The following is a 26,536-nucleotide window of genomic DNA, read 5'->3' as shown; positions in this document are numbered from 1 at the left end:
CCGGCCGTGCCCGATGTCCGGTTGTGCATTACCGCACACCGTGCACCCGCTCGGTTGCCGGTGGTGCCGGCCTCGCTAGGCTGCGGCCAATGGCCTGTTTCAACTGATGACAGGCGTCAAACTGTTTTTCTGAACGCTGGTGGCGGCGCGACGGCGCGCCGCGGAGACGGGACGGGACGCGCAATCGTGGACCTGTACGAGTACCAGGGGCGGGACCTGTTCGAGCGGCACGGTTTGCCCGTGCTGGCCGGCGGCGTCGCCACTACCCCCGAAGAGGCCCGCGCGATCGCCGAACGCCTCGGCGGTCGGGTGGTCGTCAAGGCGCAGGTGAAGGTCGGCGGCCGAGGCAAGGCCGGCGGCGTCAAGCTGGCCGAGGGTCCGGATGAGGCGGTGGCCAGGGCCACGGACATCCTCGGCATGGACATCAAGGGTCACACCGTCCACAAGGTCATGATCACGGTGACCGCGGACGTGGTCGAGGAGTTCTACTTCTCGTACCTGCTCGACCGGGCGAACCGCACCTTCCTCTGCATCGCCAGCGTCGCCGGCGGCATGGACATCGAGCAGGTCGCCGCCGAGACCCCCGACAAGGTCGTGAAGGCCCCGATCGACGCGGTGAAGGGCGTGGACGAGGCCAAGGCCCGCGAGATCGTGACCGCCGCCGGGTTCCCCGCCGAGGTCGCCGACCAGGTCGTCGAGATTGCGGTCGGCCTGTGGCAGGCGTTCGTCGCCGAGGACGCCACGCTGGTCGAGGTCAACCCGCTGGCCAAGAACGGCGACGGTCGGCTGCTGCTGCTCGACGCCAAGATCAGCCTGGACGAGAACGCGGCGTTCCGGCACCCGGACCACGAGGCGCTGGTCGACCAGGCCGCGGTGGACCCGCTGGAGCAGGCCGCCAAGGCCAAGGACCTCAACTACGTCAAGCTCGACGGCGAGGTCGGCATCATCGGCAACGGTGCGGGTCTGGTCATGTCGACCCTCGACGTGGTCGCGTACGCCGGTGAGCGGCACGGCAACGTCAAGCCGGCCAACTTCCTCGACATCGGTGGCGGCGCGAGCGCCGCGGTGATGGCGAACGGGCTGGAGATCGTGCTCTCCGACCCGGCCGTGAAGAGCGTCTTCGTCAACGTCTTCGGCGGCATCACCGCCTGCGACGAGGTCGCCAACGGCATCATCCAGGCGCTGGCCCTGCTGGAGCAGCGCGGCGAGCAGGTCACCAAGCCGCTCGTCGTCCGTCTCGACGGCAACAACGCCGAGGCTGGCCGGGCGATCCTGGACAGCGCGAACAACCCGCTCGTGCAGCGGGTGGACACCATGGACGGTGCGGCCGAGCGGGCCGCCGAGCTGGCAGCTGCGGGGGTCTGATCATGGCTATCTGGCTGACCAAGGACTCGAAGGTCATCGTCCAGGGGATGACCGGTTCCGAGGGTTCCAAGCACACCCGGCGGATGCTCGCCGCCGGCACCAACGTGGTGGGCGGCGTCAACCCGCGCAAGGCGGGCCAGAAGGTCGACTTCGACGGCACCGAGCTGCCGGTCTTCGCGTCCGTCGCGGACGCCATGGCCGAGACCGGGGCCGACGTCACCGTCATCTTCGTGCCGCCGCAGTTCACCAAGGCCGCCGTGGTCGAGGCGATCGACGCCGCGATCCCGCTGGCCGTGGTGATCACCGAGGGCGTCCCGGTGCACGACACCGCGGCGTTCTGGGCGTACAACGTGGCGCAGGGCGAGCAGACCCGGATCATCGGGCCGAACTGCCCGGGCATCGCCTCGCCCGGCGCGTCCAACGCCGGCATCATTCCGGCCGACATCACCGGCTCCGGCCGGATCGGCCTGGTCAGCAAGAGTGGCACGCTGACCTACCAGATGATGTACGAGCTGCGCGACATCGGCTTCTCCACCTGCGTCGGCATCGGTGGCGACCCGATCATCGGGACCACCCACATCGACGCGCTGGCGGCGTTCGAGGCCGACCCGGAGACCGACGCCATCGTCATGATCGGTGAGATCGGCGGCGACGCCGAGGAGCGGGCCGCCGAGTTCATCAAGGCCAACGTCACCAAGCCGGTGGTCGGCTACATCGCCGGCTTCACCGCACCTCCCGGCAAGACCATGGGTCACGCCGGGGCGATCATCTCCGGTTCGGCCGGCACCGCCGAGGCGAAGCAGGCGGCGCTGGAGGCGGTCGGCGTCAAGGTCGGCAAGACGCCGACCGAGACTGCCCGCCTGATGCGGGAGATCATGTCCGGCAGCTGAGCCGGTCAGGCAACACCGAAGGGGGTCGACCACAGCCGGTCGGCCCCCTTCGGCGTACGTGCGCCGCCGGCCCGCTCAGTCGTTGTTCCAGAACGGGTAGTTGCCGGTCGCGCTCAGGATCGCTCCGCCGATGATGTTGATCACGCCGAACACGACGGCGAGGTAGCCGAGCAGCGGTGACTGCCCATACCGCCGGGCGTCGCGGATGGACAGGTAGCCGAAGATGATGCCGAGAATGCCGCAGCAGATCAGCCCCAGCACGATGCCCAACACGCCCCAGAGCGTGGTCCGGTCGCGTCCCCGGGCCGGTGGGGGCGGGGGCGGCGGGTATGGCGTCGTCACGGCTTCCTCCGGGCGGTCGTGGGCGGCGTGCTGGCCCGGACCGCGACCGGCGGACCCGACCCGGGCGGCGGCTCGCGCCCCCCTCTGGCCCGAGGCTAGACCGGAGCGGGTGGCCTGGACCCCGGTTCGGTCAACTCGCCGCACTCCGGGCGGGTTAACGGACTGCCACCGCCCGCGCGACGTGCCAGAGTAGAGCGGATGTCCCCCGTCACCCCTGACCGTCCCAGCCGTCCCGGCGGTGTGAGCGCCGACGACCGGCCGGTCGACCGTGCCGCGCCGGCCCGACGGGTGCCCGCGCCCCGCGCGGGCGGGTCGCCACGCGGGCGTGCACCGTTGCCCGTCGCCGCCGGGGTGGCCGCCGGCTGGGCCGCCCTCACCTCCTACCTGCCGGTCGCCATCGTGCTCGGCCTGGTTCAGCTCGGCGCGGATTCCACCACCCTGACCGGCACCCTGCGCACCGCACTGGCCGGCTGGCTGCTCGGGCACGGCGTGCCGCTGCACACCGAGTCCGGTCCGCTCGGGCTCGCTCCACTGGCGTTGACCGTGCTCGCGCTCTGGCGGCTGACCCGGGCCGGCGTGCACGTCAGCCGCGCGATGGGTGCCCGCGACACCCGCTCACCGCGCCGGGCGCTGGTCGCCGCGGGCACGGTCGGCATCGCGTACGCGCTGCTCGGCGCGCTCGCGGCACTGCTGGTCAGTGCCGGTGGGCCGGATGTGTCCCCGATCCGGGCGGGAGTCACGTTCGCTGTGGTCGGCACGCTCGCCGCACTGGTCGGCGCCACCCGCATCACTGCCGTGACCCGGATGCTCGTCGCCCGGATGCCGGGCCCGGTACGGGACGGCGTCCGCACCGGTCTGGTGGCCGGGCTGCTGCTGCTCAGTGCGGGTGCCGGGGCGGCCGGCCTGGCGGTGGCCACCGGCGGGGGCGACGCGGCGGACATGATCGGGGCGTACCGGACCGGGGTCGCCGGGCAGGCCGGGATCACCCTGGTCAGCGTGGCGTACGCGCCGAACGCGGCGATCTGGTCATCCAGCTACCTGCTCGGGCCGGGCTTCGCTGTCGGCACCGACACCGCGGTTCGCACCAGCGAGGTGTCCGTCGGCGCACTGCCGGCCGTACCGTTGCTGGCTGGCCTGCCGCGTGGCCCGGTGGACGGCCTCGGCGCCCTGCTGCTCGCCGTGCCGGTGCTGGCCGGGATGGTCGCCGGTTGGCTGCTTGCCCGCCGGGTGGCCCGGCTCGCCGGGCCGGAGCGCGCCCCACAGCGCTGGGTCGAGCTGCTGGCACCGGCGGCGCTGGCCGGACCGGTGGCCGGCGTGCTGCTCGGCGTGGCCGCCGCGATCTCCGGGGGGCCGCTCGGTGCGGGCCGGCTGGCGCAGGTTGGGCCGGTGGGCTGGCAGATCGGGGCGGTGGCCGCTGGTGTCATCGCGGCCGGCGCACTGCTCGGCGCCGCCGCCACGCGGGCGCTCACCCGCACCCCCGCGCGGTAGATCCGGGCGCTCGCCCGCGTGGTGGGTCCGGGCGCGCGGTTTCGCGCGGTAGACGAGCGCGGGGCACCCCGGACGAATCCGGAGCGCCCCGTCGACTACCGAGCCGGTCAGGGCTGGGTCGGCAGGTTGACCTGCGCCACGACGACCAGGATGAGCAAGAGGATGCCCAGCCCGACGCCGACCGCGCCGCAGATCAGGCCGGCCTTGGCCTGCCCGGCGTTGCTGGCCTGGCCCTGGGCGACCTTCTGCCGGGCGAGGTAACCGGTCACCACGCCCGCGATGCCGACCGGGATGCCCAGGTAGAGGCAGCAGACCAGCGGGATCGAGGCGATACCGAGGATCAGCGACACCAGGCCGAGGGTGTTGTTCTGCCCCTGGGCCTGCGGGTAGCCGGCGTTCGGGTACGTCGGACCGCCACCGTACGGGGGCTGCTGCTGTCCGTACGGGTCCTGGTACGGCTGCTGCTGGCCGTACGGCTGCCCCGAGGTGGGCTGCTGGCCGTACGGGGGCTGCGGCTGCTGGCCGTACGGGGCCTGCGGCGGTTGGCCGTACGGCTGGCCGGAGGTCGGCTGCTGGCCGTACGGCGCCTGCGGCGGTTGGCCGTACGGGGCGGCCGGCGGCGGGGCGTACGGGTCGTGCGGCGGCTGGGGAGCGGTCGGGTCCTGGTTGTGCTGCTGGCCGTACGGGTCCTGACCGGGGTTACCGGGCTGCATTCGAGAAGCTCCTTGGACTGGTTCCGTCAGTTGCTGCTGCTGTTCCCACTCATGATCGCGCCCAGACCACCCAACGCACAGCACAGCAACAGCACGACATACCAGCTAATGCCCACGATAAGGGCCCATTTCGACCACTTCCGTGACTCGGCGGCAGCCGCCTGGGCCCCGGCGTGGTCGCCCTGCTGGAGCAGCGGGTTGACCTTCGACGCGCTGATGATCGCCGGAATGGCCAGCGGCCAGAAGAGGAAGATCGCGACGATCGACATCGTCATGTTGTTGTTGATCGGCGGCTGCTGTTGGGGGTGGTGACCGGGCTGCATGGGGGTGCTCCTCATTCGAATGACACGGCTGGCGTGCCGGATCAGTGACAGGGGTGCGGGCCGGCACGGCGTCCGGTCCGAGCGACCGGCAGCGTACCGGGTCGATGCCCGTCGGCACTGTCAAAGATCGGCGTGCCGCCCAGCCGAAGGGTGTCCTGACCTGCCCGATAGGGTGGCCCGGTGACCGAGCCTGCGTCTGTCGCCCGAATCGTCGTCCTCATCTCCGGCTCCGGGAGCAACCTTCAGGCGCTGCTGGATGCCGCAGCCGACCCCACGTACGGCGCACAGGTCGTCGCGGTCGGCGCGGACCGCGACGGCATCGCGGGCCTGGACCGGGCCGAAGCGGCCGGGGTGCCGACCTTCGTCGAGCGGGTCAGCGACCACGACACCCGGGAGGACTGGGACCGCGCGCTCACCGCGCACATCGCGAAGCACCAACCCGACCTGGTCATCTCCGCCGGTTTTCTCAAGCTGGTCGGCCCACACTTCCTCGCCGCCTTCGGCGACCGCTACCTGAACACCCACAACACCCTGCTGCCGGCGTTCCCCGGCATCCACGGCCCGCGTGACGCCCTCGCCTACGGCGTGAAACTCACCGGGGCCACCCTCTTCTTCGTCGACGCCGGCATGGACACCGGGCCGATCGTCGCGCAGGTCGCGGTGCCGGTGCTCGACGACGACGACGTGGACGCGCTCACCGAGCGCATCAAGGAAGCTGAGCGGCGCCAGCTCGTCGAGCAGGTCGGTCGCCTGGTCCGCGAAGGCTGGACCATCACCGGAAGGAAGGTCACGGTTCCGTGAGTCCCACTCAGGACGGGCGCCGCCCGATCAGGCGGGCGCTGGTCAGCGTCTACGACAAGACCGGGCTGGTGGAGCTGGCTCAGGCCCTGCACGCGGCCGGTGTGGAGATCGTGTCCACCGGCAGCACGGCGGGCACCATCGCCGCCGCCGGGGTGCCGGTGACGCCGGTGGAGACGGTGACCGGGTTCCCCGAGGTGCTCGACGGTCGGGTGAAGACCCTGCACCCGAAGGTGCACGCGGGTCTCCTCGCGGACCTGCGTAAGGACACCCACGTCGCGCAGCTCGACGAGCTGGGAGTGGCGGCGTTCGACCTGCTGGTCTCCAACCTCTACCCCTTCCAGGCGACCGTCGCCTCCGGCGCCGGCGTCGAGGAGTGCGTGGAGCAGATCGACATCGGTGGCCCCGCCATGGTGCGGGCCGCCGCCAAGAACCACGCCTCGGTCGCCGTGCTCACCGACCCGACCGGTTACCCGGCGCTGATCGGCGCGCTCGACGAGGGTGGCTTCACCCTGGCCCAGCGCCGCGCGCTGGCCGCCCGGGCGTTCGCCGACATCGCCGAGTACGACGTGGCGGTCGCCCAGTGGTGCGCCCAGGAACTGGCCCCGGCCGACGACTCGTGGCCGGCGTTCACCGGGTCGGCGCTGCGCAAGTCGACCGTGCTGCGCTACGGGGAGAACCCGCACCAGCCGGCCGCGCTCTACACCGACCCGGACGCCCCGGCGGGGCTGGCCCAGGCTGAGCAGTTGCACGGCAAGGAGATGTCGTACAACAACTACGTCGACGCGGACGCCGCCTGGCGGGCCGCGAACGACTTCGCCGACCAGCCGGCCGTGGCGATCATCAAGCACGCCAACCCGTGCGGCATCGCGGTGGGCGCGGACGTGGCCGAGGCGCACCGCAGGGCGCATGCCTGCGACCCGGTGTCGGCGTTCGGCGGCGTGATCGCGGTCAACCGGCCGGTCTCGGTCGAGTTGGCCCGGCAGGTGGCTGACATCTTCACCGAGGTGGTGGTCGCCCCCGGCTTCGACGAGGGCGCGGTCGAGGTGTTGCAGGGCAAGAAGAACATCCGGCTGCTGCGCGCGCCGGCCTGGAACCCGGCGAAGGTCGAGTGGCGGCCGGTGACCGGTGGCGTGCTGACCCAGGTCGCCGACCGGGTGGACGCCCCCGGTGACGACCCGGCGAGTTGGCAGTTGGCAACCGGCGAGGCCGCGGACGAGGAACTGCTGCGTGACCTCGCGTTCGCCTGGCGGGCGGTGCGGGCGGTGAAGAGCAACGCGATCCTGCTCGCCAAGGACGGCGCCACCGTCGGGGTCGGCATGGGGCAGGTCAACCGGGTCGACTCAGCCCGACTGGCGGTCAGCCGCGCCGGTGCCGACCGGGCCCGCGGCTCGGTCGCCGCCTCCGACGCGTTCTTCCCGTTCGCCGACGGCCCGCAGATCCTCATCGACGCCGGCGTCCGCGCCATCGTGCAGCCCGGCGGCTCGATCCGCGACGAGGAAGTCATCGCAGCGGCGAAGCAAGCCAACGTAACGATGTACCTGACCGGAACCCGCCACTTCTTCCACTGAGCCGACTCCCGTCGATCATGAAGTTATTGCCCTGACCCGCCCAGCGGGCGGGCAATAACTTCATGATCAATGGCGGAGGGTCGCGCGGCTCAGGCCGGGGTGACCGGGCGGAGTTCGGCGAAGTGACAGGCTGAGGGGTGCGGGTCCGCGGCTCTCGGCACGGTTTGCGGGTCCTGCACGGCGCAGATGTCCTGCGCCTTCCAGCAGCGGGTCCGGAAGTGGCACCCGCTCGGCGGGTCGGCCGGGCTGGGCACATCGCCGACCAGCCGGATCATGGTGCGCTGGTCGCGCGCCTCGGGGTCCGGCACGGGCACCGCGGAGAGCAGAGCCTGGGTGTACGGGTGGGTCGCCCGCTCGTAGATCTCGTCCTCGGTGCCGATCTCGACGATCCGGCCGAGGTACATCACCGCGACCCGGTCGGCGATGTGCCGCACCACGGACAGGTCGTGGGCGATGAAGACGTACGAGAGCCCGAGCTCGTCCTGTAGCTGCTTCAACAGGTTGATCACCTGGGCCTGGATGGAGACGTCCAGCGCCGACACGGGCTCGTCGCAGACGATGATCTCGGGCCGAAGCGCGAGGGCACGGGCGATGCCGATGCGCTGGCGCTGACCGCCGGAGAACTGGTGCGGGTACCGGTTGATGTGCTCCGGGTTGAGCCCGACCAGGTCCAACAGTTCCTGGACCCGCTTCTGCTTGCTGCCCTTCGGCGCGGCGTCCGGGTGGATCTCGAACGGCTCGCCGATGATGTCGCCGACGGTCATCCGCGGGTTCAGCGAGGTGTACGGGTCCTGCATCACCATCTGCATGTTGCGGCGGAGCCGGCGCAGCTCGCCGCCGGAGGCCTTGAACAGGTCCCTGCCCTCCAGGGTGGCCTTTCCGGAGGTGGGCGTCTCCAGCCGCATCAGCAGCCGGGCGAGGGTCGACTTGCCGCAGCCGGACTCACCGACCACGCCCAGCGTCTCGCCCCGACGCAGCTCGAAGCTCACCCCGTCGACGGCCTTCACCGCGCCGATCTGCTTCTGGAACAGCACGCCCTGAGTGATCGGGAAGTGCTTCACCAGGTTGTCGACGGAGAGGATGGTCTCGCCCCGGACCTTGGTGGAGTTAGCGGGCGACGCTGTCATCACGGACCTCCTGCGCGAAGTGGCAAGCGCTGGTCCGGCCATCGCCGAGGACCAGGTCGTGCGGCACCACGTCCACGCAGACCTGCTGGACGTACGGGCACCGCGGGTGGAACGGGCAGCCGGACGGGATGCGCATCAGGTTCGGCGGCAACCCCTTGATCGTCGACAGTTCCTGGCCGCGGACGTCCAGGCGCGGGATCGACTCCAACAACCCCTTGGTGTACGGGTGGGCGGGCGCCTTGTAGAGCGAGCGGACGTCGGCGTGCTCGACGATCCGGCCGGCGTACATGACCGCGATGCGGTCCGCGACACCGGCGACGACACCCAGGTCGTGGGTGATCAGGATCATCGCCATGTTGAGTTCCCGGCGCAGGTCGGCCAGCAGGTCCATGATCTGGGCCTGCACGGTCACGTCGAGTGCCGTGGTGGGCTCGTCGGCGATCAGCACCTTCGGGTCCAGCGCCAGCGCCATGGCGATCATGACGCGCTGCCGCATGCCGCCGGAGAACTGGTGCGGGTAGTCGCCGATCCGCTTCGCGGCGCCCGGGATCTTGACCAGGTCCATCAGCTCGATGGCGCGGCGCCGGGCGTCGCCCCTGGACATGCCGGCGCGCTGGCGCAGCGTCTCGCCGATCTGCCAGCCGACCGGAAAGACCGGATTCAGCGCGGAGAGGGCGTCCTGGAAGATCATCGCGATCTCCTTGCCCCGTACCTGCCGGCGCTGCTCCTCGGAGCGGGTCAGCAGGTCCTGACCCTGGTAGAGGATCTGGCCGGAGCGGACGAACGCGGGCGGGGTGTCCAGGATGCCCATGATCGCCTGGGCGGTGACGGACTTGCCCGAGCCGGACTCGCCGAGCACCGCGAGGGTCTCCCCTGCATCCAGGTGGTACGACACGCCGTTGATCACCCGGGCCACACCCTCGTTGGTGCGGAACTCGACGTGCAGGTCCCGCAACTCCAGCAGGTGGCCGCCCTCGGGCGTGGCGGAGGCGGGCGTGGGTTGGACGGTGGAGTGGGTCATGATCGGGCCTGCCTTTCGCTCGCGACTGCGGGGCTCGCTTCGCTCACTCCTCGCGCTCGCATGTGTCACCGCAGCTTCGGGTCGAAGGCGTCACGGATCGCGTCGCCGAGCATGATGAACGCCAGCACGGTCAGCGCGAGGAATGCGGACGGGACGATCAGCGGCGTGGCCGCCTCCCGCATGTGGATGCGGCCGGTGTCGATGTCCTGACCCCAGGAGATGGTCGGCGCCTTCAGGCCGATGCCCAGGAACGAGAGCGTCGCCTCGGCCGCGATGAACGAGCCGAGCGCGATGGTCAGGACGACGATGGCCGGGGCCAGCGAGTTCGGCAGGATGTGCCGCCACATGATCCGGCTGTTCCCGGCGCCGAGCATCCGGGCCGCCGCGACGTAGTCCTGCTCCTTGGCGGTGATCACCGAGGAACGGACGACGCGGGCGGCGGTGGTCCAGCCGAGGAGCGCCAGCACGAAGACGACCGCGCCGATCCGTGCCCACTGGCTGTCGCTGGACACCCGCTTGAGCAGGACGATCGCGGCCAGCAGCAGCGGGATGCCGAGCACCACGTCGATCACCCGGGAGAGCACCGCGTCGACCCAGCGGCCGAAGTAGCCGGCCAGCATGCCGACCACCAGCGCGATGATGCCGGTGCCGAGCGCGGCGAGCGCGCCGACCAGCAGCGAGGCGCGCGTGCCGTAGACCGCTCGGGAGTACGTGTCGCAGCCCTGGAAGTCGTACCCGAAGATGGCCCCGCCGGACGGCCCGGCGTGCTGCCGGGAGAGCAGGCAGTCGTTCGGGTTGTTCGCGGTGAACACCCCGGGGAGCAGCGCCATCAGGGTGAAGATGACGACCAGTGCCAGCGAGATCCAGAAGATCGGGTTGCGGCGCAGGTCGCGCCAGGCGTCCCCGGCCAGGCTGCGAGGCTTCTGAGCGGCGCCGATCTGGTTCGGTGTGCCCGGCTCGCCCGAGGGGCCACGTCGCGCGGCCTGGTTCTCGGTGGCCGCCACAGTTTCAAAGTCACTCATGCCTGCACCTCGCTGCGCTCGGCGCCGGCATGAGAGCCCAAGCACGCTGCGCTGATGATTCGTTCGCTGCGCTCACTCATAGCGGATCCTCGGGTCGAGTACGGCGTACAGGACGTCCACCACCAGGTTCGAGACCAGGTAGACCACGACGAGCACGCTGACGATGCCCACCACCAGGGGGCCGTCCTCGGTGCGGATGCCGCGGAAGAGGTTGAAGCCCACGCCGGGGATGTTGAAGACGCCCTCGGTGATGATCGCGCCGCTCATCAGGTTGCCCAGTTCCACACCGAGGAAGGTGACCACTGGGATCAGCGAGTTGCGCAGCACGTGGACGACGACGATGCGGCGCTTGACCAGGCCCTTGGACCGGGCGGTCCGGACGTAGTCCGCGCGCAGGTTCTCCGCCACCGAGGCCCGGGTGAGCCGCAGTGCGGTGGCCAGCGACAGCGAGCCGAGCACGATCCCCGGCAGCAGGAGCGCGTAGAACGTCGGGTCGGAGCCGGCGGTGGGTGGGAAGAGCTGCCACTTGACGCCCAGGAAGAACTGCGCCAGCGGCGCCAACACGATGGTCGGGATACCCAGCACCAGCAGGGTCAGCACCAGCGTCGAGTTGTCGAAGATGCTGGCCCGGCGGATGCCGGCGATCACGCCGGCGCTGACACCGAAGATGATCGCCACGGCGAGCGCGATGAGCGCGAGCCGCACGGTGACCGGCCAGGCCTGCTGGAGGATGTCACCGATGTTCCGACCGGTGAGCGACTCGCCCAGGTCGCCCTGGAGCAGGTTCTTCACATAGTCGAAGTAGCGGTAGAAGAAGCCGCCGACGCCCGTGGCGTCCAGGTGGTACTTCTCGGTCAGGTAGGCCCGTTGGGCTGGCGTCACCGGCCGCTCGCCGGCAAGCGCCTGGATCGGGTCGCCCTGCCCGGCGAATGTCAGCGCGTAGACGATCAGGGTGGTCCCGAAGAACGCCAGGACCATCTGTAGTAGGCGCCGCAAGATGTAGCGGAACATGCTTAGCAGTCTCTCCGGAAATGTGCGAAAGGGTCGCAGGACGGCATCTCTGGTCGTACCCGAAATATCCGAGACGTTCCGTCCGGCCCGGGGGAGCCGGCACCACCGACGCCGGGTCCGCTTCTGCGGCCCGGCCCGGTGGTGCGGTCGGGCCACCCGGGCATCGTCGCCCGGGTGGCCCGCACATGGTCAGCTCAGCTGGCCGCTTCGATCTTGACGAGGTTGACCCGCTGGAACAGGTCCATCTCCACGTTCTTGACCTTGGACGAGTGGCCGAACACGTTCTCGCCGAAGCGGAGCGGGATCACCGGCATGTCCTTGGCCAGGATGTCCTCCGCCTGCTGGTACTTGGCGATCGCCTCGTCCTGCGTCTTGGCGGCAGAACCCTCCTTGACCAGCTTGTCGAACTCCGGGTTGCTGTAGCCGTAGTAGTTCGACGAGCCGTTCGTGCTGTACAGCGGGCCGAGGTAGTCCTCCATGGTCGGGTAGTCCATGACCCAACCCATCCGGAACGCACCCACCGGCTGCTTCTTCTCGACCTTGGTCAGCAGGTCGGCGAACTTCGGCTCGGCCGAGCCGACGGCGTCGACACCCAGGTTGGCCTTGAGCTGGTTGACCGTGGCGTCGACCCAGTCCTTGTGACCGCCGTCGCCGTTGTACGAGATGACGATCTTCGACGGACCACCGGCGGCCTGGTAGAGCTTCTTGGCCTCGGTCGGGTTGAACTCGCCGGCCTTGCCCGCGGTGTTCTCCCGGTAGCCCGGCAGGACCGGCGAGACGAAGGAGCGCGCCGACTGCTGCGAGCCCTTGAAGACCGACTTGGTGATCTCGTCACGGTCGATCGCCATCGAGATGGCCTTACGCACGTCCGGGTTGCTGTAGTCCTTGTCGAACGTCGGGAACGCGAGGAACTGGAACGACGACATCGGGCTGGTCTGGTACCGGTCGCCCAGATCGGTCGGCGCGGTGCTCAGGCTCTCGGTCGGGATCGTCGGCAGCACGTCCAGGTTGTCCGCCAGGACGTCCGCGTAGGCCGCGGTGAGCTGCTGGTAGATCCGGAACTCGACGTTCTTCACCTTGGGCTTCTCGCCCGGGTACGCGTCGTAGCGCTCGACATCGATCTTGCTGTCGTGCTGCCAGGCGCCCTTCATCTTGAAGGGGCCCTGCCCGATCGGCGCCTGCTCGTAGGAGTCCTTGAGCACGCCCGGGGCCGAGAACGCGGCGTCCGGCAGCGGGTAGAACGCGTTGTAGCCGAGCACGGTCTTGAAGTCGATGTACGGCTCGGACAGCGTCACGGTGAAGGTGAGGTCGTCGACCTTCTTCAGACCGGACATCTCCTTGGCCTTCGGCTCCTTGCCCTGCAGGTCCGCGTAGCCAGCGATCTTCTCGAAGAAGTAGTTGCTGTCCTGACCGTTGGGGGCGTACGCGCCGTAGTTCCAGGCGTTGATGTAGTCCTCGGACGTGACCTTCTCACCGTTGTGGAAGGTGAAGCCGTCCTTGAGCTTGATCGTCCAGACCTTGTTGTCGGTCGAGGTGACCGACTGCGCGGCAACCTCGTACGGCTTGTTCTGGGCGTCGTAGTCGACGAGCGGGCTGAACAGGCCTGCGAGCACCTGCGACCCGGACGTCTCGGTGGTGTTGGTGGGAACCAGGTGCTTCGGCTCGGCGATCTGAATGCTGACCGCCGAACTGTCGCTGCCGCCGGATCCACCGTCGCCGCCGCTGCCGCAGGCCGCGAGGCCCAGCGTCACCGCGAGCGGGAGGGCGGTCCAGGCGGCGAGTCTACGAACTCGCATTGAGCCTCCTCATCTCCTCACGCTGCGCAGTCAGGCCCGACGCTGGGTTACGCTGCGCAACAAGCGGCAACGGTAGGTCGCCGGCGGGCCTTCGGCAACGACGCGGTTGCGGGTGGGTAACGGTCCGGGCTCACCTCCCTTGGCGAAGCCCCGCAACTCTGGTAATGGAAGTCGGCTTAAACCTCGCCCGCCTGCGAATATTCAGGCGATCGGAGGGCTGGCTGTGCCAGCCTGAGTGGGGATGCCGCCCTCTGGGGTCGTCGTCCGGTCTCCGTCCCGCGCGGCCACCGTGTCTGGTTCGATGGTGACCGAATCCACATGCAGTGACCGAGAGTGACTAGCGACACGTCACACATGGTCACGTCCGACAGTGGTGATCTGGACGGCGGCGGGCGGTCCGAGTGAGGTCGTCTGAACCGCGGGCGGTGGCCGTGAGACGATTTGGTCGTGACGGCGACGCTTCTGGACGGCAAGGCAACCGCAGCGGAAATCAAGGACGAGCTGCGGATACGGGTGAAGGCACTCGCGGAACGCGGGATCATCCCCGGGCTGGGCACGGTCCTGGTCGGGGCGGACCCGGGCAGCCAGGCGTATGTCAACGGCAAGCACCGGGACTGCGCCGAGGTGGGCATCGCCTCGATCCGCCGGGAACTGCCGGCCGACGCCACCCAGCAGCAGGTCGACGACGTGCTGGCCGAGCTGAACGCCGACCCTGCGTGCCACGGCTACATCGTCCAGCTGCCGCTGCCGGCGCACCTCGACACCCAGCGGGTGCTGGAACTGATCGACCCGGACAAGGACGCCGACGGGCTGCACCCGGTCAACCTGGGCCGGCTCGTCCTCGGCTACGACGGCCCGCTGCCCTGCACCCCGCGCGGCATCGTCGAGCTGCTCCGCCGGCACGACGTGGCACTGCGCGGCGCCACCGTCGCGGTGGTCGGTCGGGGCAACACCGTCGGCCGTCCGCTCGGCCTGCTGCTCACCCGCCGCAGCGAGAACGCCACGGTCACCCTCTGCCACACCGGCACGCTCGACCTCGCCTCGCACACTCGGGCCGCCGACATCGTCATCGTCGCGGCCGGCGTACCGGGCCTGCTCACCGCCGACATGATCAACCCCGGCGCGGTCGTGGTGGACGTCGGCATCACCCGCGTGATCGGCGCCGACGGCAAGGGCCGCTACACCGGCGACGTGGACCCGGAGGTGGTCGAGACGGCCGGTGCGCTGGTTCCCATGCCCGGTGGCGTCGGTCCGATGACCCGGGCCATGCTGCTCACCAACGTGGTGGAGCGCGCGGAGCGCGGCTGAGGTGTAAGGCCGTAACCGTCCGCCCCTGACCGGATCGGTGCCAGGATGACTGATACGGTCCGGAAAACCGACTGGTATCAGGGAGTGGGACGACCATGGGTAAGAAGGTCACTGTCGTCGGGGCTGGCTTCTACGGCTCCACCACCGCACAGCGCCTGGCCGAGTACGACGTCTTCGACACCGTAGTGATCACCGACATCGTGGAGGGCAAGCCCGCGGGCCTCGCGCTCGACCTCAACCAGTCGCGGGCCATCGAGGGCTTCGAGACCAAGGTGGTCGGCGTGACCACCGGCACCAACGGTGAGGGCTACGAGGCCATCGAGGGCTCCGACGTCGTCGTGATCACCGCCGGTCTGCCGCGGAAGCCCGGCATGAGCCGGATGGACCTGCTGGCGACGAACGCCAAGATCGTCCGCCAGGTCGCGGAGAACGTCGCCAAGTACGCCCCGAACGCCGTCGTCATCGTGGTCTCCAACCCGCTGGACGAGATGACCGCGCTGGCGCAGCTCGCCACCCAGTTCCCGAAGAACCGGGTGCTCGGCCAGGCCGGCATGCTGGACACCGCCCGGTTCACCAACTTCGTCGCCGAGGCGCTGAACGTGCCGGTGGCGTCGGTGCGCACGCTGACCCTGGGCTCGCACGGCGACACCATGGTTCCGGTGCCGTCGAAGAGCACCGTCAACGGCAAGCCGCTGCGTGAGGCGATGCCGGCCGAGCAGATCGAGGAGCTGGTCGTCAAGACCCGCAACGGTGGCGCGGAGGTGGTCGCGCTGCTCAAGACCGGCTCGGCGTACTACGCCCCGTCCGCCGCCGCGGCCCGGATGGCGAAGGCCGTCGCCGAGGACTCCGGCGAGGTCATGCCGGTCTGCGCCTGGGTCGACGGCGAGTACGGCATCTCGGGCGTCTACCTGGGTGTCGAGGCCGAGATCGGCGCCGAGGGCGTCAAGCGGGTCGTCGAGACCGACCTGGACGCCGACGAGCGCGCCAGCCTCCTGGCGGCCGCCGAAGCCGTCCGCGCGAAGCAGGGCGACATCTCCAGCATGTGATCCCCCGAACCACCGTGCCAGGAGGGGCGCGCCGGCACCGCCGGCCCGCCCCTCCTGCATGTCCACCAACCCCCATCTGTCCTGGTGATCAAGAAGTTTGCGTCACCGGGAACGCGATTCCTGACGCAAACCTCGTGATCAACACGGGGGAGGGCGGGCGGGGGAGGGCTTAGGTCTGGGTGAAGGGGGTGGCCAGGTGGGGGGTGGCCAGCAGGGTGGGGGAGAGGGTCTGTAGGAGGTTCGTTCGGGAGCGGCGGGCTTCTTCCGGGTCCTCCTCGTGGGCGTAGGCCAGGCCGGGGTCGACGAGCTGCACCATGTGCACCAGCAGGTCGCCGGTGATCAGCATCCGTTCGTCGGCGGAGGTCAGCAGCACCGACTGGTGGCCGGGGGTGTGGCCGGGGGTGGGCAGCAGACGTACCGCCGGGGTGAGGGTGGTCTCACCGTCGACCACCCGCAACTGGCCGGCGGCGCGCAACGGCGCGATCAGGCCGGCCGGTAGCCCTGGGTTGAGCGTCTCCGCCGCGTCGACTTCGGCGCGCTGCAGCAGGTAGCTGGCGTTCGGGAAGTACGGCCGCCTCGGTGTGCCGGTGACCGCCCAGCCGATGTGGTCGCTGTGCAGGTGGGTCAGCACGACCGTGTCGACGTCGGCCGGGTCGATGCCCGCGGCGGCCAACTCGGCGGGCATCCGGCCGGGCACGGGTGCCCAGCTCGCGGCGGGCGCGTCGGCCGGGCCGATCCCGGCGTCGACCAGGGTGACCGGCCCGTCACCGGCGCGGATCGCGAAGCTGCGGAATGGCAGCCACCACTGCCCGTCGGCGGTGACCGCGCCGGGGTCGCGCCGGTCGGCCTCCCGCCAGTGGGCTGCCGTGGCGTGCGGAAACGCCTCGCCACGGGGCTGGAAGAAGGCACCCTCCCCGTCGGTCAGGGCGGTCACCGTGATAGACCCGAGGGTGCGGCTCAGTGGCATCGGGCGATGATGCCAGGCAACTCCTGCGCCGTGCAGCCCGGTTTCCGCCGGCCGGTCGAGGCCGGCTGGGGGCTGCCGGCCCGATTGCAGTACGCTCGTACTGCTTGAGCACGTGTCCCCCGAGAGGAGCGCCGGCCGATGGCGAAGATCAAGGTAAACAACCCGGTCGTAGAACTCGACGGCGACGAGATGACCCGGATCATCTGGAAGCAGATCCGGGAGCAGCTGATCCTGCCCTACCTCGACGTCGACCTGCACTACTACGACCTGTCGATCCAGCACCGCGACGAGACCGACGACCAGGTCACCATCGACGCCGCCAACGCCATCAAGGAGCACGGCGTCGGCGTCAAGTGCGCGACCATCACCCCGGACGAGGCCCGGGTGGAGGAGTTCGGCCTGAAGAAGATGTGGCGGTCGCCCAACGGCACCATCCGCAACATCCTCGGCGGCGTCGTCTTCCGTGAGCCGATCATCATGTCCAACGTGCCGCGGCTGGTCCCCGGCTGGACCAAGCCGATCATCATCGGCCGGCACGCCCACGGTGACCAGTACAAGGCCACCGACTTCGTCGTCCCCGGCCCCGGCAAGGTGACCGTCACCTACACCCCGGCCGACGGCGGCGCGCCGATGGAGATGGAGGTCGCCAACTTCTCCGGCGGCGGCATCGCCATGGGCATGTACAACTACGACGACTCGATCCGGGACTTCGCCCGGGCGTCGTTCCGGTACGGCCTGGACCGCAACTACCCGGTCTACCTGTCCACCAAGAACACCATCCTCAAGGCGTACGACGGCCGGTTCAAGGACATCTTCGCCGAGGTGTTCGAGGCCGAGTTCAAGGCCGAGTTCGCCGCCGCCGGCATCACCTACGAGCACCGGCTGATCGACGACATGGTCGCCGCCGCGCTCAAGTGGGAGGGCGGCTACGTCTGGGCCTGCAAGAACTACGACGGTGACGTGCAGTCCGACACCGTCGCGCAGGGCTTCGGCTCGCTGGGCCTGATGACCTCCGTCCTGCTCTCCCCGGACGGTCGCACCGTCGAGGCGGAGGCCGCGCACGGCACGGTCACCCGGCACTACCGGCAGTGGCAGAAGGGTGAGAAGACGTCGACCAACCCGATCGCGTCGATCTACGCCTGGACCCGGGGCCTGGCGCACCGGGGCAAGCTGGACGGCACCCCGGCGGTCACCGAGTTCGCCAACACCCTGGAGCAGGTCATCGTCGACACCGTCGAGGGTGGCCAGATGACCAAGGACCTCTCGCTGCTCATCTCGCGTGACGCCCCGTGGCTGACCACCGACGAGTTCATGAACGCGCTCGACGAGAACCTGGCTCGCAAGCTCGCTGCCTGATTCAGGCGTACGCATCATCGGAGCCCGCCGGCACCCGCCGGCGGGCTTCGGCGTGTCCGGCGGCGGCGCGCCGTCCGGCGTCACTCCGGTCGGCGCGCCTCGTTGACCAGGATGGACGAGATGCCAGTCGCGTCCAGGAAGGTTGACCACGGTCGACCCGCGGCACCCGTGCGCCGATCAGCCAGCCTTCCCGGCTGTGCCGCGCACAGCCAGCCGTCCCTTCCCTGCGGGGGGCCCTGTCCCGGGCCCCCCGCGCCCTGTCTCCCGCCCGTCTCAGGCGGCGCTGCCCACCCGTCTCAGGCGGCGCGCAGCAGCTCGGCGGCCCGCTCGGGAGAGATGTCGTTGATGAAGACACCCATCCCGGACTCGGAGCCCGCCAGGTACTTCAGCTTGTCCGTGGCCCGCCGGATGCTGAACAACTGCAGGTGCAGGTGGCCCAGTTCCCGGTCGATCCGCACCGGGGCCTGGTGCCAGGCCGAGATGTACGGCATCGGCATGTCGAACAGGCCGTCGAAGCGGCGCAGCAGGTCCAGGTAGAGCGGCCCGAAGGCGTCCCGCTCGCTGTCGCTGAGCGCCGGGATGTCCGGCACCACCCGGCGCGGCGCCACGTGTACCTCGAACGGCCAGCGGGCCGCCGCCGGGACGAACGCCGTCCAGTGCTCGTTCTCGGTGACCACCCGGTCACCGGTGGCGCGTTCGGCGGCCAGCACGTCCGCGTACAGGTTGCCGCCGGTCCGCTCGGCGTGCCGGCGCGCCGCGGCCAGCAGCGCGCGGGTGCGCGGCGTCACGAAGGGGTACGCGTAGATCTGCCCGTGTGGGTGGTGCAGCGTGACGCCGATTTCGACGCCCCGGTTCTCGAAGCAGAAGATCTGCTCCACGCCGGGCAGTTCGCCGAGCACCTCGGTGCGGTCGGCGAGCGCGTCCAGCACGGTGCGGACCCGACGCGGGGGCAGGCTGGCGAAGGAGGCGTTGTGGTCCGAGGTGAAGCACACCACCTCGCACCGCCCGAGGCCCGGCCGGACCGGTGTGAACGGGGTGATCTCCCCGGGCTCGTCGGCCACCCGGCCGCTCAGCGACGGGAACCGGTTCTCGAAGACCACGACGTCGTAGTCGGGCGCGGGGATCTCGGTCAGCCGGTCGCCCACCGACGGGTCGAGCGGGCACTCGTTCGCCGGCGGGAGGAAGGTGCGGGTCTGCCGGTGCACGGCGACCGCCACCCACTCGTCGGTCAGCGGGTCGTAGCGCAGCTGGGACGCGGGGGGCGGCGGCGGCAGGTCCCGGCGGTCGGGCTGGTCGCGGACCGCATCGTCGCGCTCGTCGAAGTAGATCAGCTCCCGGCCGTCGGCCAGGTCGATCGCGGTGCGCTTCACTGCGCCGTCCCCTCACTCGTCGGCGTGCGCGTCCCGCGGCCCGCCCCTGTTGCCTTCACCATGATCAATTCGCCCACCTGTTCGCCGAGTACCCGTCGTGCGTGCGGAGGCAACCGGTCGTCGCTGACCAGTACGTGTGCCGCAGCCAGCTCGATGATCGAGGAGATGCCCACCGTGCCCCACTTTGTGTGGTCGGCGAGCACCACCAGTCGGTCCGCCGCGGCGACCAGCGCCCGGTCGGTCTCCGCCTCCATGAGGTTCGGCGTGGTGAAGCCGGCCCGCTCGGTGATGCCGTGGACGCCCAGGAAGAGCAGATCCAGGTGCAGTGACCGGACGGCCCCGACCGCGAGTGGGCCGACCAGCGCGTCCGACGGCGTGCGGACGCCACCGGTGAGCACCACCGTCTGGTCCGGTCGACCACCGGCGTGCAGGATCTCGGCAACCGGCAGCGAGTTGGTCACCACGGTCAGGCCGGGCACGTCCACCAGCCGCCGGGCCAGCTCGGCCGTGGTGGTGCCGGCCGAGAGTGCGACCGCCGCGCCAGGCCGGACCAGTTGGGCCGCCCGGTCCGCGATGGCGGCCTTCTCCGGCAGTTGGCGGACCGACTTCGCGTGGAAGCCCGGCTCGTCGGTCGAACTCGGCCCGGCCGTCGTGGCGCCGCCATGCACCTTGGCCAGCAGGCCGCGCTCGTGCAGCGTCTCCAGGTCGCGCCGGATGGTCATGTCGGAGACACCGAACTCGGCGGCCAACTCACTCGCCCGGACGCCGCCGGTCGACCGGACCCGCTCCAGGATGGCCGCCTGCCGCTGCTGAGCGAGCATGTGCCGTGCCTCCCAGGGGTCCACGTACTCTCACGCGGTCAAACGTGTTCCAACAAAGATGAACACTAGCGCGTAGCGGGCAGCGGTGGAAGGAACGGGGTACGGCGACGCCGTCAGGCGGACGGGGCCTTCAGCTCCACCCAGCCGGTCTCGGTCAGATGGTGCAGCACGGCCTGCACCGCGTCCGCCACACTCAGGTCGGTGGTGTCGAGCACCAGGTCGGCGTCGGTCGGCTCCTCGTACGGGTCGTCGATACCCGTCATCCCGGTGAGCAGGCCGGCCCGCGCTCTCGCGTACAGGCCCTTGCGGTCCCGCCGCTCGCACACCTCCAGCGGAGTGGCGACGTGCACCAGCACGAAACCCGCACCAGCGGCCAGAGCCATGTCACGGGCGGTGGCGCGAGCCGCCGCGTACGGGGCGATCGGGCAGCAGATACCCACCCCACGGTGCCGCGCGATCTCGGCCGCCACCCAGCCGATCCGCCGGACGTTGAGATCCCGGTCGGCCTTGCTGAAGCCCAGCCCGGCGGAGAGTTCCCGGCGCACCACGTCCCCGTCGAGCAGGGTCACCGTGCGGTCGCCGCTCTCCCGCAGCGTGTCCGCCAGCCCTCGTGCGATTGTCGACTTGCCGGAACCGGAGAGGCCGGTCATGAAGACGACCAGCCCCCGGTGCCGGCGCGGCGGCCGGACCCGGGCCAGCTCCCTCGCCACGGCCGGCGGGGTGTGCCACTCCGGCAACGGGAAACCCCGGTCGAGCAGGTCGTCGATCTCCTGCTGGGTCAGCGCGAGCCGACGATTGCGCGGCGGGATGTCCTCCCGCCAACGCCACTGCCCGTCCCGGTTGTCGTACGCGAGCTCGCGCGGCACCAACACCCGCAACCCGGCACCGGAGAGCATCTCCCCCGTGGAGAGCAGGTGGGTGACCCCGTACGCGGCGGAGACCCGGGCGCGCAGCAGCGCGTCGCTGATCTCCTCCCGTCGGTGCGACAGCGGCACCGCGACCAGGGTGGCGGGCGGCATCCGGTCCCGGGCGGCGAAGACGGTGCGTACCAGTGCCTCCGGCGGGAGCCCACCGGCGCCGTTCTCACCGACCGGGATCATCACGAGCAGGTGCGCGGCCAGGGTGCGGGCGGCATGCGCGATCTGGGCGAGCTGCGGGCGATGCAGCGGCCGGTCGGCGATCACCCCGAGCACCCGGCCCGGGGGCAGCAGCGCGCGGACCTCGGCCGGGCTGCGGCGCAGTCGCTGGAACGGGCCGTGGCCACCGTCGCCCAGCCGCCGGACCTGGCCGCCCACCCCGGCCACGCCCTCGCGTACCGGCCAGACGTCCGCCACGTCCAGGGCGGCCGCCGGCGCGCCCTCGCCGTCGGTCAGCACCAGCGCCCGACGGGCCGGGTCGCGCGGATCGAAGCTCTGCGCCAGCGCGGCCGGCACCTGGAGGGTCACCGCGACCTGCCACGGTGCGCCGTCGGCCAACCGGCCACGTCGGCTGACCGAGACCAGGTCGGCGCGGGTCATGAAGCCGGTCAGAGGGGCGTACGCGCCGGTCAGCAGCAGCTCCAGATCCGCGAGCTCGTTGGGACGCGGCGTGTACGCCGGTGCGTCCCGCAGCACCTCGTCTGGCAGCACCCAGCCGTTGCTCATCCACACCCCCCACTCGCTGACCGGCACACAGTTTCGCAGCCGACCGCCGATCGGTCGAGGGCGCCACTCCACGACCCGGACGGGTAGATCAGCGCCGGATCCGCCGGCCCACCGCCGACCGCAGGCGGTTCCACACCTTCCGCTCGTCGCGGATCCGGGGCCGCGAGCCGTCGGCCCGGCAGATGAACACCAGCGGCAGCCGCGCGTCCTCGGTCCAACCCGCATTGGTGATCCGGGCCTTGAGCAGCCAGCTACCCCTGGTCCGGCCGCCGTTGAGGACGCCGAAGTCGATCGTGGTGGTGGCCCGGTGCACCAGGTGGACGGTGTCCGCTGCGGTGATCCGCTCGGTCTGGAAGGTCACCGGAAGGAAGATCTCGTCTCCGGTCTCCCGGCGGCGGGCCACCATGTCCACCCGGGCCTTGCGGACCTGGGCGGTGGAGTCGAGCACCTCGGGGGCGATCTCCTCCATCGGGAGCACCAAGACGTCCCGACCGTCGTCGGCGCGGAAGCCGACCGGCTGGTCCGCGGAGCGCAGTTCGGCGGCGACGGTCACCGTGACCGCGCGGTCGGAGCGTTGGAGTTCGTCGATCCTGCCGTGCGCGGCGATGCCCGCCTCCCAGCGGGCCAGCCGGCGCAGGTCCGCGACACGACCCCGCTCGGCCAGGTACGCCACGGCCCGCAGCAGGGGCGGCAGCCCAGCGGCGACGCCAGGGGCGAACCGGTCCTGGATAATTTTCTGGGTCTCCAGCGCGACCTGCTCCAGCCAGTCCTCGGGGGCGTCCAGCAGCCGCTTGCCGCGCAGTCGGCTGAGCATCTCGTTGCGCAGCCACCGCCGGTGCAGCCGGTCCCGCAGCGGGCCAGGCTCGGTGTGGGCGTCCACGATGTCCAGGGCGTCCCGCACGCTGGCGAAGTAACTCGACGGGTCCAACTGGGCCGCGGTGACGTTGCGCGCGTCGCCCCGCTGGATGTGGTGGTAGCAGGTGTAGTCGGACAGCACCGAGGTACGCCGGGACAGGAAGTAGGCGCGAACGACAAGCGAGTGGTCCTCCAGCCGACGCTTACCGCCCTCCGGGAACCGCAGATCGTGCTCGTTCAGGAACGACCGCCGGAACAGCTTGTGGCAGGTCAGGCTGTCGATCAGCGGGGAGTTCTCCAGGGTGGCGGCGAACCGGTTCTTCCGGAACAGCTCCCGTGGCACGGAGCGCCCGTACCCGGCCATCTTCCCGACCACGATGTCGGCGTCGTGCGTCTTCGCGCAGGCGTAGAGCCGCTCCAGCGCCTCGTCGGCGAACCAGTCGTCGTCGTCGGCGAAGAAGACGTACTCGCCGCGGGCGTGCTCGATGCCCAGGTTGCGCGGGCGCGACGGCCAGCCGGAGTTCTCGATGTGCAGCACCCTGATGTGTGGGTGTTCGGCGGCCAGCCGGTCCAACCGGCTGGCCGTGTCGTCGGTCGAGCCGTCGTCGACGAAGATCGCTTCGAACTCGTCGGCGGGCAGTGACTGGCGCAGCAGCGAGGCGGCGAGTTTCTCGATGTGCGGGCCGCAGTTGTACGCCGGCACCACGACGCTTACCTTGGGGATGCCCACCTCGACCATCACGATCCCTCCCGCGTCGTCAGTCGATCACCTGCCTGATTGCTGCCCGGTGAACGGGAAGTGAATGGTGTCACCTCGGACCGGCCTTTCCAGAGGCGGGGTCGAGCCGAACGCGGGACCGGCGAAAACGTCGGAACACCTGCGGCGGCGGACCTTAGGGGTCCGCTGCGGCAAGGATCAGGGAAGCGCCGGGGGCGCGCCGGTGTCGGCGCTGCGCATCGACTCCCTACGCTGGGCAGCGTGACACTGATCGCGACCCAGTCGCTCACCAAGACGTACGGAGGTCGGGTCACCGCGCTCGCCGACCTCACCGTCGCCGTCGAGCCCGGGATCATCGGCCTGGTGGGCGCGAACGGCGCCGGCAAATCCACCTTGATCAAGATCCTGCTCGGCCTGATCGCCCCAACCAGCGGCCAGGTGTCGGTGCTCGGTATCGACCCGACCGTCGAACCGGCGGCGGTCCGCGCCCGGGTCGGCTACATGCCCGAGCACGACTGCCTCCCGCCGGACCTGTCCGCCGCCGAGCTGGTCACCCACCTCGGCCGGATGAGCGGCCTGCCCCGCACCGCGGCCCGCGAGCGGGCGTCGGAGGCGCTGCGGCACGTCGGGCTCTACGAGGAGCGCTACCGGCCCGTCGGCGGCTACTCGACCGGCATGAAGCAACGCGTCAAGCTGGCCCAGGCGCTGGTGCACGACCCCGACCTGCTGTTGCTCGACGAGCCGACCAACGGTCTGGACCCGGCCGGCCGCGACGCCATGCTGGCCCTGGTGCACCGGATCGGCACCGAGTTCGGCATCTCCGTGCTGGTCTGCTCGCACCTGCTCGGCGAGGTGGAGCGGATCTGCGACACGCTGATCGCCATCGACGGTGGCCGGCTGCTGCGCGCCGACAACATCTCCGCGATGACCTCGGCAACCGACGTGCTCGCCGTGGAGGTCAGTGAGGGCACCGAGGAACTCGCCGCCCGGCTCGCCGAGCTCAAGTTGCCGGTGGCGCGGGACGGGCGACTGCTCCTCGTACCGCTCGCCGACGACAGCACCTACGACCTGATCCTCGGCGCGGTCGCCGAACTCGACCTGCCGCTGCACCGACTGGACCAGCGTCGGCACCGGGTGGCCGAACTCTTCGCCACGAGGGAGCTCACTCATGCCTGAGCCGTCTTCCGCCGCCGTGCGCCCCGCGCCGACCGGCGTCATCCACGACATCGGCTACCAGCGCTACCGCGGCCCGCGGCTGGGCCGGCGGCACGTCTTCGGCGCGCTCTACCTGCACGCGCTGCGCACCGCGTTCGGGTTCGGGCGCAGCGCCAAGGCCAAGATCTTCCCGTGGCTGGTGGTCGGCATCGTCACCCTGGTCGCGGTGGGCCTGGCCGCGGTACGCAGCCAGATCGGCGAGCCGGTCGCCACGTACGCCCAGTTCGCCGACAACATGAGCTGGCTGGTCATCTTCTTCGTCGCGGTGGCCGCGCCCGAGCTGGTCTCCCGGGACCTGCGCAGCGGCGTCCTACCGCTGTACTTCTCCCGGCCCCTGCCACGCGCCGACTACGCGCTGGCCAAGCTGCTGGCGCTGGTCACCGCGCTCTGGCTGCTGCTCGGCGGGCCGCAGCTGGTGATGTTCCTGGGCGCCGCGTTCACCACCAAGGACGGCATGCGTGGGGTGTGGAACGAGCTGCTCGACCTGCTACCCGGGCTGCTCTACGCCGGGCTGTGGGCGGTGGTCTTCGCCTCGGTCGGGCTGCTGGTCGCGTCGCTGACCGGCAAGCGCGCCTTCGCCGCCGGCGGCGTCGTCGCGGTCTTCCTGATGACCACCCCGATCGTGGGCACGCTGAGCATCCTGCCGTCGCGCACCGCCAACGAGCTGGCCGGGCTGGCGTCGCCTCCCACGCTGGTGCGGGGGACGGGCATCTGGTCGCTCGGCGATCTGCTCGTCGAGGATGGCCAGGCGGGCCTGTCCATTGGTCGGTTCGGCCCGGTCTACGCCCTGGTCGCGGTGTTGCTGGTCGCTGGCGCGACCGCCCTCCTGCTGGCCCGTTACCGGAAGGTCGCCTCCTGATGAGCACGCTGAGCCTGACCGGGGTGTCCCGGTGGTATGGCAACGTGGTCGCGGTCAACGACATCAGCATGGCCCTGGGGCCGGGCGTGACCGGGCTGCTCGGCCCGAACGGTGCCGGCAAGACCACCCTGCTGCACATGATGGCCGGGTTCCTCGCTCCGTCGCGCGGCACGGTCACCCTCGACGACCAGCCGACCTGGCGCAATCCCGACGTCTACCGGCGACTGGGGCTGGTCAGCGAACGGGAGGCGGTGCAGGGCTTCCTCACCGCGTACGAGTTCGTGCTGGCCAGCGCGAAGCTGCACCGGCTGGCGGACCCGGCGGCGGCGGCCCGGCGCGCGATCGACCTGGTCGAGTTGGAGTCGGCGCAGGACCGCCGGATCGGCACGTACTCCAAGGGCATGCGTCAGCGCGCCCGGGTCGCCGCCGCGTTGGTGCACGACCCGCAGGTGCTGCTGCTCGACGAGCCGTTCAACGGGATGGACCCGCGCCAGCGGCTGCACATGATGCAGCTGCTGCACACCCTGGGTGACGCCGGCCGGACGATCCTGTTCAGCTCGCACATCCTGGAGGAGGTCGAGCAGGTCTCCGGGACGGTGCAGGTGATGGTGGCCGGCCGGCTGGCCGCCTCCGGTGACTTCCGGACCATCCGCCGGCTGATGACCAACCGCCCGCACGTCTTCGCGGTGCGCTCCACCGACGACCGGGCGTTGGCCGTCGCGCTGATCGCCGAGCCGTCGGTGAGCGGGGTCGAGCTGGACCCGACGGGCCTGACCGTGCGGGCCGGTGACTACGGCGCCTTCACCCGGGCGCTACCCCGGATCGCGCTCAAGAAAGGCATCCGGGTGCGCCAACTGGTGCCGTCCGACGAGTCTCTGGAGAGCGTCTTCTCCTACCTGGTGGAGGCCTGA

General features: G+C 70.6%; 24 protein-coding genes. 11 read left to right on the top strand and 13 right to left on the bottom strand.

Features of this window, described 5'->3' with window-relative positions:
• Positions 1-186 precede the first annotated feature (186 nt).
• Complete coding sequence (gene sucC, locus ACQEUX_RS23270) at positions 187-1,365, top strand: ADP-forming succinate--CoA ligase subunit beta (RefSeq protein WP_433052118.1); 1,179 nt, start codon at positions 187-189, stop codon at positions 1,363-1,365.
• A gap of 2 nt (positions 1,366-1,367) precedes the next feature.
• Positions 1,368-2,255: a succinate--CoA ligase subunit alpha gene (sucD, locus tag ACQEUX_RS23265; RefSeq protein ID WP_393140653.1), complete on the top strand. Its 888-nt coding sequence runs from the start codon at positions 1,368-1,370 to the stop codon at positions 2,253-2,255.
• 75 nt (positions 2,256-2,330) lie between these two features.
• Here the strand turns inward: sucD and ACQEUX_RS23260 are convergent, their stop codons facing one another.
• The gene (locus tag ACQEUX_RS23260; protein WP_433052114.1) at positions 2,331-2,597 is read right to left on the bottom strand and encodes a DUF4190 domain-containing protein; all 267 of its coding nucleotides are present in this window, start codon (positions 2,595-2,597) and stop codon (positions 2,331-2,333) included.
• 198 nt (positions 2,598-2,795) lie between these two features.
• Between ACQEUX_RS23260 and ACQEUX_RS23255 the strand changes: the two genes are divergently transcribed.
• Positions 2,796-4,085, top strand: a complete 1,290-nt coding sequence (locus ACQEUX_RS23255; RefSeq protein WP_433052111.1) for a cell division protein PerM — start codon at positions 2,796-2,798, stop codon at positions 4,083-4,085.
• Positions 4,086-4,192: 107 nt separating this feature from the next.
• Here ACQEUX_RS23255 and ACQEUX_RS23250 read toward each other — a convergent pair whose 3' ends face one another.
• On the bottom strand, positions 4,193-4,798 hold the full coding sequence (locus tag ACQEUX_RS23250) for a DUF4190 domain-containing protein (protein WP_433052108.1): 606 nt from the start codon (positions 4,796-4,798) through the stop codon (positions 4,193-4,195).
• A 26-nt stretch (positions 4,799-4,824) separates the two neighbouring features.
• The gene (locus ACQEUX_RS23245; RefSeq protein WP_433052105.1) at positions 4,825-5,121 is read right to left on the bottom strand and encodes a CD225/dispanin family protein; all 297 of its coding nucleotides are present in this window, start codon (positions 5,119-5,121) and stop codon (positions 4,825-4,827) included.
• A gap of 180 nt (positions 5,122-5,301) precedes the next feature.
• On the opposite strand from ACQEUX_RS23245, the gene purN reads away from it, so the two are divergent.
• On the top strand, positions 5,302-5,922 hold the full coding sequence (gene purN, locus ACQEUX_RS23240) for a phosphoribosylglycinamide formyltransferase (protein ID WP_433052102.1): 621 nt from the start codon (positions 5,302-5,304) through the stop codon (positions 5,920-5,922).
• On the top strand, positions 5,919-7,490 hold the full coding sequence (purH, locus tag ACQEUX_RS23235) for a bifunctional phosphoribosylaminoimidazolecarboxamide formyltransferase/IMP cyclohydrolase (protein ID WP_433052099.1): 1,572 nt from the start codon (positions 5,919-5,921) through the stop codon (positions 7,488-7,490). Before purN ends, purH begins: the two co-directional genes overlap by 4 nt.
• Positions 7,491-7,579: 89 nt before the next feature.
• Here purH and ACQEUX_RS23230 read toward each other — a convergent pair whose 3' ends face one another.
• The 5 genes from ACQEUX_RS23230 to ACQEUX_RS23210 all read right to left on the bottom strand — a co-directional run bounded on the left by ACQEUX_RS23230 (position 7,580) and on the right by ACQEUX_RS23210 (position 13,467).
• On the bottom strand, positions 7,580-8,617 hold the full coding sequence (locus ACQEUX_RS23230) for an ABC transporter ATP-binding protein (RefSeq protein ID WP_433052096.1): 1,038 nt from the start codon (positions 8,615-8,617) through the stop codon (positions 7,580-7,582).
• Positions 8,598-9,638 carry an ABC transporter ATP-binding protein gene (locus ACQEUX_RS23225; protein WP_433052093.1) on the bottom strand — a complete coding sequence of 347 codons (1,041 nt, stop codon included), beginning with the start codon at positions 9,636-9,638 and terminating at the stop codon, positions 8,598-8,600. The genes ACQEUX_RS23230 and ACQEUX_RS23225 overlap by 20 nt, the downstream gene beginning before the upstream one ends.
• Positions 9,639-9,703: 65 nt before the next feature.
• The gene (locus tag ACQEUX_RS23220) at positions 9,704-10,660 is read right to left on the bottom strand and encodes an ABC transporter permease (protein ID WP_433052090.1); all 957 of its coding nucleotides are present in this window, start codon (positions 10,658-10,660) and stop codon (positions 9,704-9,706) included.
• 72 nt (positions 10,661-10,732) lie between these two features.
• Entirely contained in the window at positions 10,733-11,671 is a 939-nt protein-coding gene (locus ACQEUX_RS23215) for an ABC transporter permease (RefSeq protein ID WP_433052087.1), read from the bottom strand.
• Positions 11,672-11,865: 194 nt separating this feature from the next.
• Positions 11,866-13,467 carry a peptide ABC transporter substrate-binding protein gene (locus ACQEUX_RS23210; RefSeq protein ID WP_433052084.1) on the bottom strand — a complete coding sequence of 534 codons (1,602 nt, stop codon included), beginning with the start codon at positions 13,465-13,467 and terminating at the stop codon, positions 11,866-11,868.
• A gap of 447 nt (positions 13,468-13,914) precedes the next feature.
• On the opposite strand from ACQEUX_RS23210, the gene ACQEUX_RS23205 reads away from it, so the two are divergent.
• Both ACQEUX_RS23205 and ACQEUX_RS23200 read left to right on the top strand, forming a co-directional pair.
• Positions 13,915-14,775, top strand: a complete 861-nt coding sequence (locus ACQEUX_RS23205) for a bifunctional methylenetetrahydrofolate dehydrogenase/methenyltetrahydrofolate cyclohydrolase (RefSeq protein WP_433052081.1) — start codon at positions 13,915-13,917, stop codon at positions 14,773-14,775.
• Positions 14,776-14,870: 95 nt separating this feature from the next.
• On the top strand, positions 14,871-15,821 hold the full coding sequence (locus tag ACQEUX_RS23200) for a malate dehydrogenase (protein WP_433052078.1): 951 nt from the start codon (positions 14,871-14,873) through the stop codon (positions 15,819-15,821).
• Between the two features lie 169 nt (positions 15,822-15,990).
• On the opposite strand, the gene ACQEUX_RS23195 is transcribed toward ACQEUX_RS23200, so the two are convergent.
• Positions 15,991-16,788 (bottom strand): MBL fold metallo-hydrolase, encoded by a 798-nt coding sequence (locus tag ACQEUX_RS23195; protein ID WP_433052075.1) that lies wholly within the window; start codon positions 16,786-16,788, stop codon positions 15,991-15,993.
• Between the two features lie 138 nt (positions 16,789-16,926).
• On the opposite strand from ACQEUX_RS23195, the gene ACQEUX_RS23190 reads away from it, so the two are divergent.
• Positions 16,927-18,144, top strand: coding sequence for an NADP-dependent isocitrate dehydrogenase (locus ACQEUX_RS23190; RefSeq protein ID WP_433052072.1), 1,218 nt, complete (start codon positions 16,927-16,929; stop codon positions 18,142-18,144).
• Between the two features lie 296 nt (positions 18,145-18,440).
• Here the strand turns inward: ACQEUX_RS23190 and galT are convergent, their stop codons facing one another.
• The 4 genes from galT to ACQEUX_RS23170 all read right to left on the bottom strand — a co-directional run bounded on the left by galT (position 18,441) and on the right by ACQEUX_RS23170 (position 23,572).
• Complete coding sequence (gene galT / locus ACQEUX_RS23185) at positions 18,441-19,514, bottom strand: galactose-1-phosphate uridylyltransferase (protein WP_433052069.1); 1,074 nt, start codon at positions 19,512-19,514, stop codon at positions 18,441-18,443.
• A complete protein-coding gene (locus tag ACQEUX_RS23180; protein ID WP_433052066.1) occupies positions 19,511-20,335 on the bottom strand; it encodes a DeoR/GlpR family DNA-binding transcription regulator in 825 nt (274 codons plus the stop codon). The genes galT and ACQEUX_RS23180 overlap by 4 nt, the downstream gene beginning before the upstream one ends.
• A gap of 113 nt (positions 20,336-20,448) precedes the next feature.
• Entirely contained in the window at positions 20,449-21,978 is a 1,530-nt protein-coding gene (gene cysC, locus ACQEUX_RS23175) for an adenylyl-sulfate kinase (protein WP_433052063.1), read from the bottom strand.
• Positions 21,979-22,066: 88 nt separating this feature from the next.
• Positions 22,067-23,572, bottom strand: a complete 1,506-nt coding sequence (locus ACQEUX_RS23170) for a glycosyltransferase family 2 protein (protein WP_433057083.1) — start codon at positions 23,570-23,572, stop codon at positions 22,067-22,069.
• 240 nt (positions 23,573-23,812) lie between these two features.
• Here ACQEUX_RS23170 and ACQEUX_RS23165 point away from each other — a divergent pair, with 240 nt between their 5' ends.
• The 3 genes from ACQEUX_RS23165 to ACQEUX_RS23155 are packed head-to-tail and all read left to right on the top strand — an operon-like array spanning position 23,813 to position 26,536.
• The gene (locus ACQEUX_RS23165; RefSeq protein ID WP_433052060.1) at positions 23,813-24,727 is read left to right on the top strand and encodes an ABC transporter ATP-binding protein; all 915 of its coding nucleotides are present in this window, start codon (positions 23,813-23,815) and stop codon (positions 24,725-24,727) included.
• Positions 24,720-25,625 (top strand): ABC transporter permease, encoded by a 906-nt coding sequence (locus ACQEUX_RS23160; protein WP_433052057.1) that lies wholly within the window; start codon positions 24,720-24,722, stop codon positions 25,623-25,625. Before ACQEUX_RS23165 ends, ACQEUX_RS23160 begins: the two co-directional genes overlap by 8 nt.
• Positions 25,625-26,536, top strand: a complete 912-nt coding sequence (locus tag ACQEUX_RS23155) for an ABC transporter ATP-binding protein (protein WP_433052054.1) — start codon at positions 25,625-25,627, stop codon at positions 26,534-26,536. The genes ACQEUX_RS23160 and ACQEUX_RS23155 overlap by 1 nt, the downstream gene beginning before the upstream one ends.

Source organism: Micromonospora sp. CA-259024, from assembly GCF_050936255.1.
Lineage (GTDB): Bacteria > Actinomycetota > Actinomycetes > Mycobacteriales > Micromonosporaceae > Micromonospora.
This window is presented reverse-complemented; position numbering and strand designations above follow the sequence as displayed.

Bases quoted from the DNA above. Each gene is read 5' to 3' on its own strand.
- ACQEUX_RS23170 (WP_433057083.1), bottom strand. From the start codon at position 23,572: ATGGTCGAGGTGGGCATCCCCAAGGTAAGCGTCGTGGTGCCGGCGTAC.
- ACQEUX_RS23215 (WP_433052087.1), bottom strand. From the start codon at position 11,671: ATGTTCCGCTACATCTTGCGGCGCCTACTACAGATGGTCCTGGCGTTC.
- ACQEUX_RS23255 (WP_433052111.1), top strand. From the start codon at position 2,796: ATGTCCCCCGTCACCCCTGACCGTCCCAGCCGTCCCGGCGGTGTGAGC.
- ACQEUX_RS23225 (WP_433052093.1), bottom strand. From the start codon at position 9,638: ATGACCCACTCCACCGTCCAACCCACGCCCGCCTCCGCCACGCCCGAG.
- ACQEUX_RS23160 (WP_433052057.1), top strand. From the start codon at position 24,720: ATGCCTGAGCCGTCTTCCGCCGCCGTGCGCCCCGCGCCGACCGGCGTC.
- ACQEUX_RS23230 (WP_433052096.1), bottom strand. From the start codon at position 8,617: ATGACAGCGTCGCCCGCTAACTCCACCAAGGTCCGGGGCGAGACCATC.
- ACQEUX_RS23195 (WP_433052075.1), bottom strand. From the start codon at position 16,788: ATGCCACTGAGCCGCACCCTCGGGTCTATCACGGTGACCGCCCTGACC.
- ACQEUX_RS23200 (WP_433052078.1), top strand. From the start codon at position 14,871: ATGGGTAAGAAGGTCACTGTCGTCGGGGCTGGCTTCTACGGCTCCACC.
- ACQEUX_RS23245 (WP_433052105.1), bottom strand. From the start codon at position 5,121: ATGCAGCCCGGTCACCACCCCCAACAGCAGCCGCCGATCAACAACAAC.
- ACQEUX_RS23220 (WP_433052090.1), bottom strand. From the start codon at position 10,660: ATGAGTGACTTTGAAACTGTGGCGGCCACCGAGAACCAGGCCGCGCGA.
- ACQEUX_RS23210 (WP_433052084.1), bottom strand. From the start codon at position 13,467: ATGCGAGTTCGTAGACTCGCCGCCTGGACCGCCCTCCCGCTCGCGGTG.
- ACQEUX_RS23180 (WP_433052066.1), bottom strand. From the start codon at position 20,335: ATGCTCGCTCAGCAGCGGCAGGCGGCCATCCTGGAGCGGGTCCGGTCG.
- sucD (WP_393140653.1), top strand. From the start codon at position 1,368: ATGGCTATCTGGCTGACCAAGGACTCGAAGGTCATCGTCCAGGGGATG.
- cysC (WP_433052063.1), bottom strand. From the start codon at position 21,978: ATGAGCAACGGCTGGGTGCTGCCAGACGAGGTGCTGCGGGACGCACCG.
- ACQEUX_RS23155 (WP_433052054.1), top strand. From the start codon at position 25,625: ATGAGCACGCTGAGCCTGACCGGGGTGTCCCGGTGGTATGGCAACGTG.
- ACQEUX_RS23190 (WP_433052072.1), top strand. From the start codon at position 16,927: ATGGCGAAGATCAAGGTAAACAACCCGGTCGTAGAACTCGACGGCGAC.
- ACQEUX_RS23250 (WP_433052108.1), bottom strand. From the start codon at position 4,798: ATGCAGCCCGGTAACCCCGGTCAGGACCCGTACGGCCAGCAGCACAAC.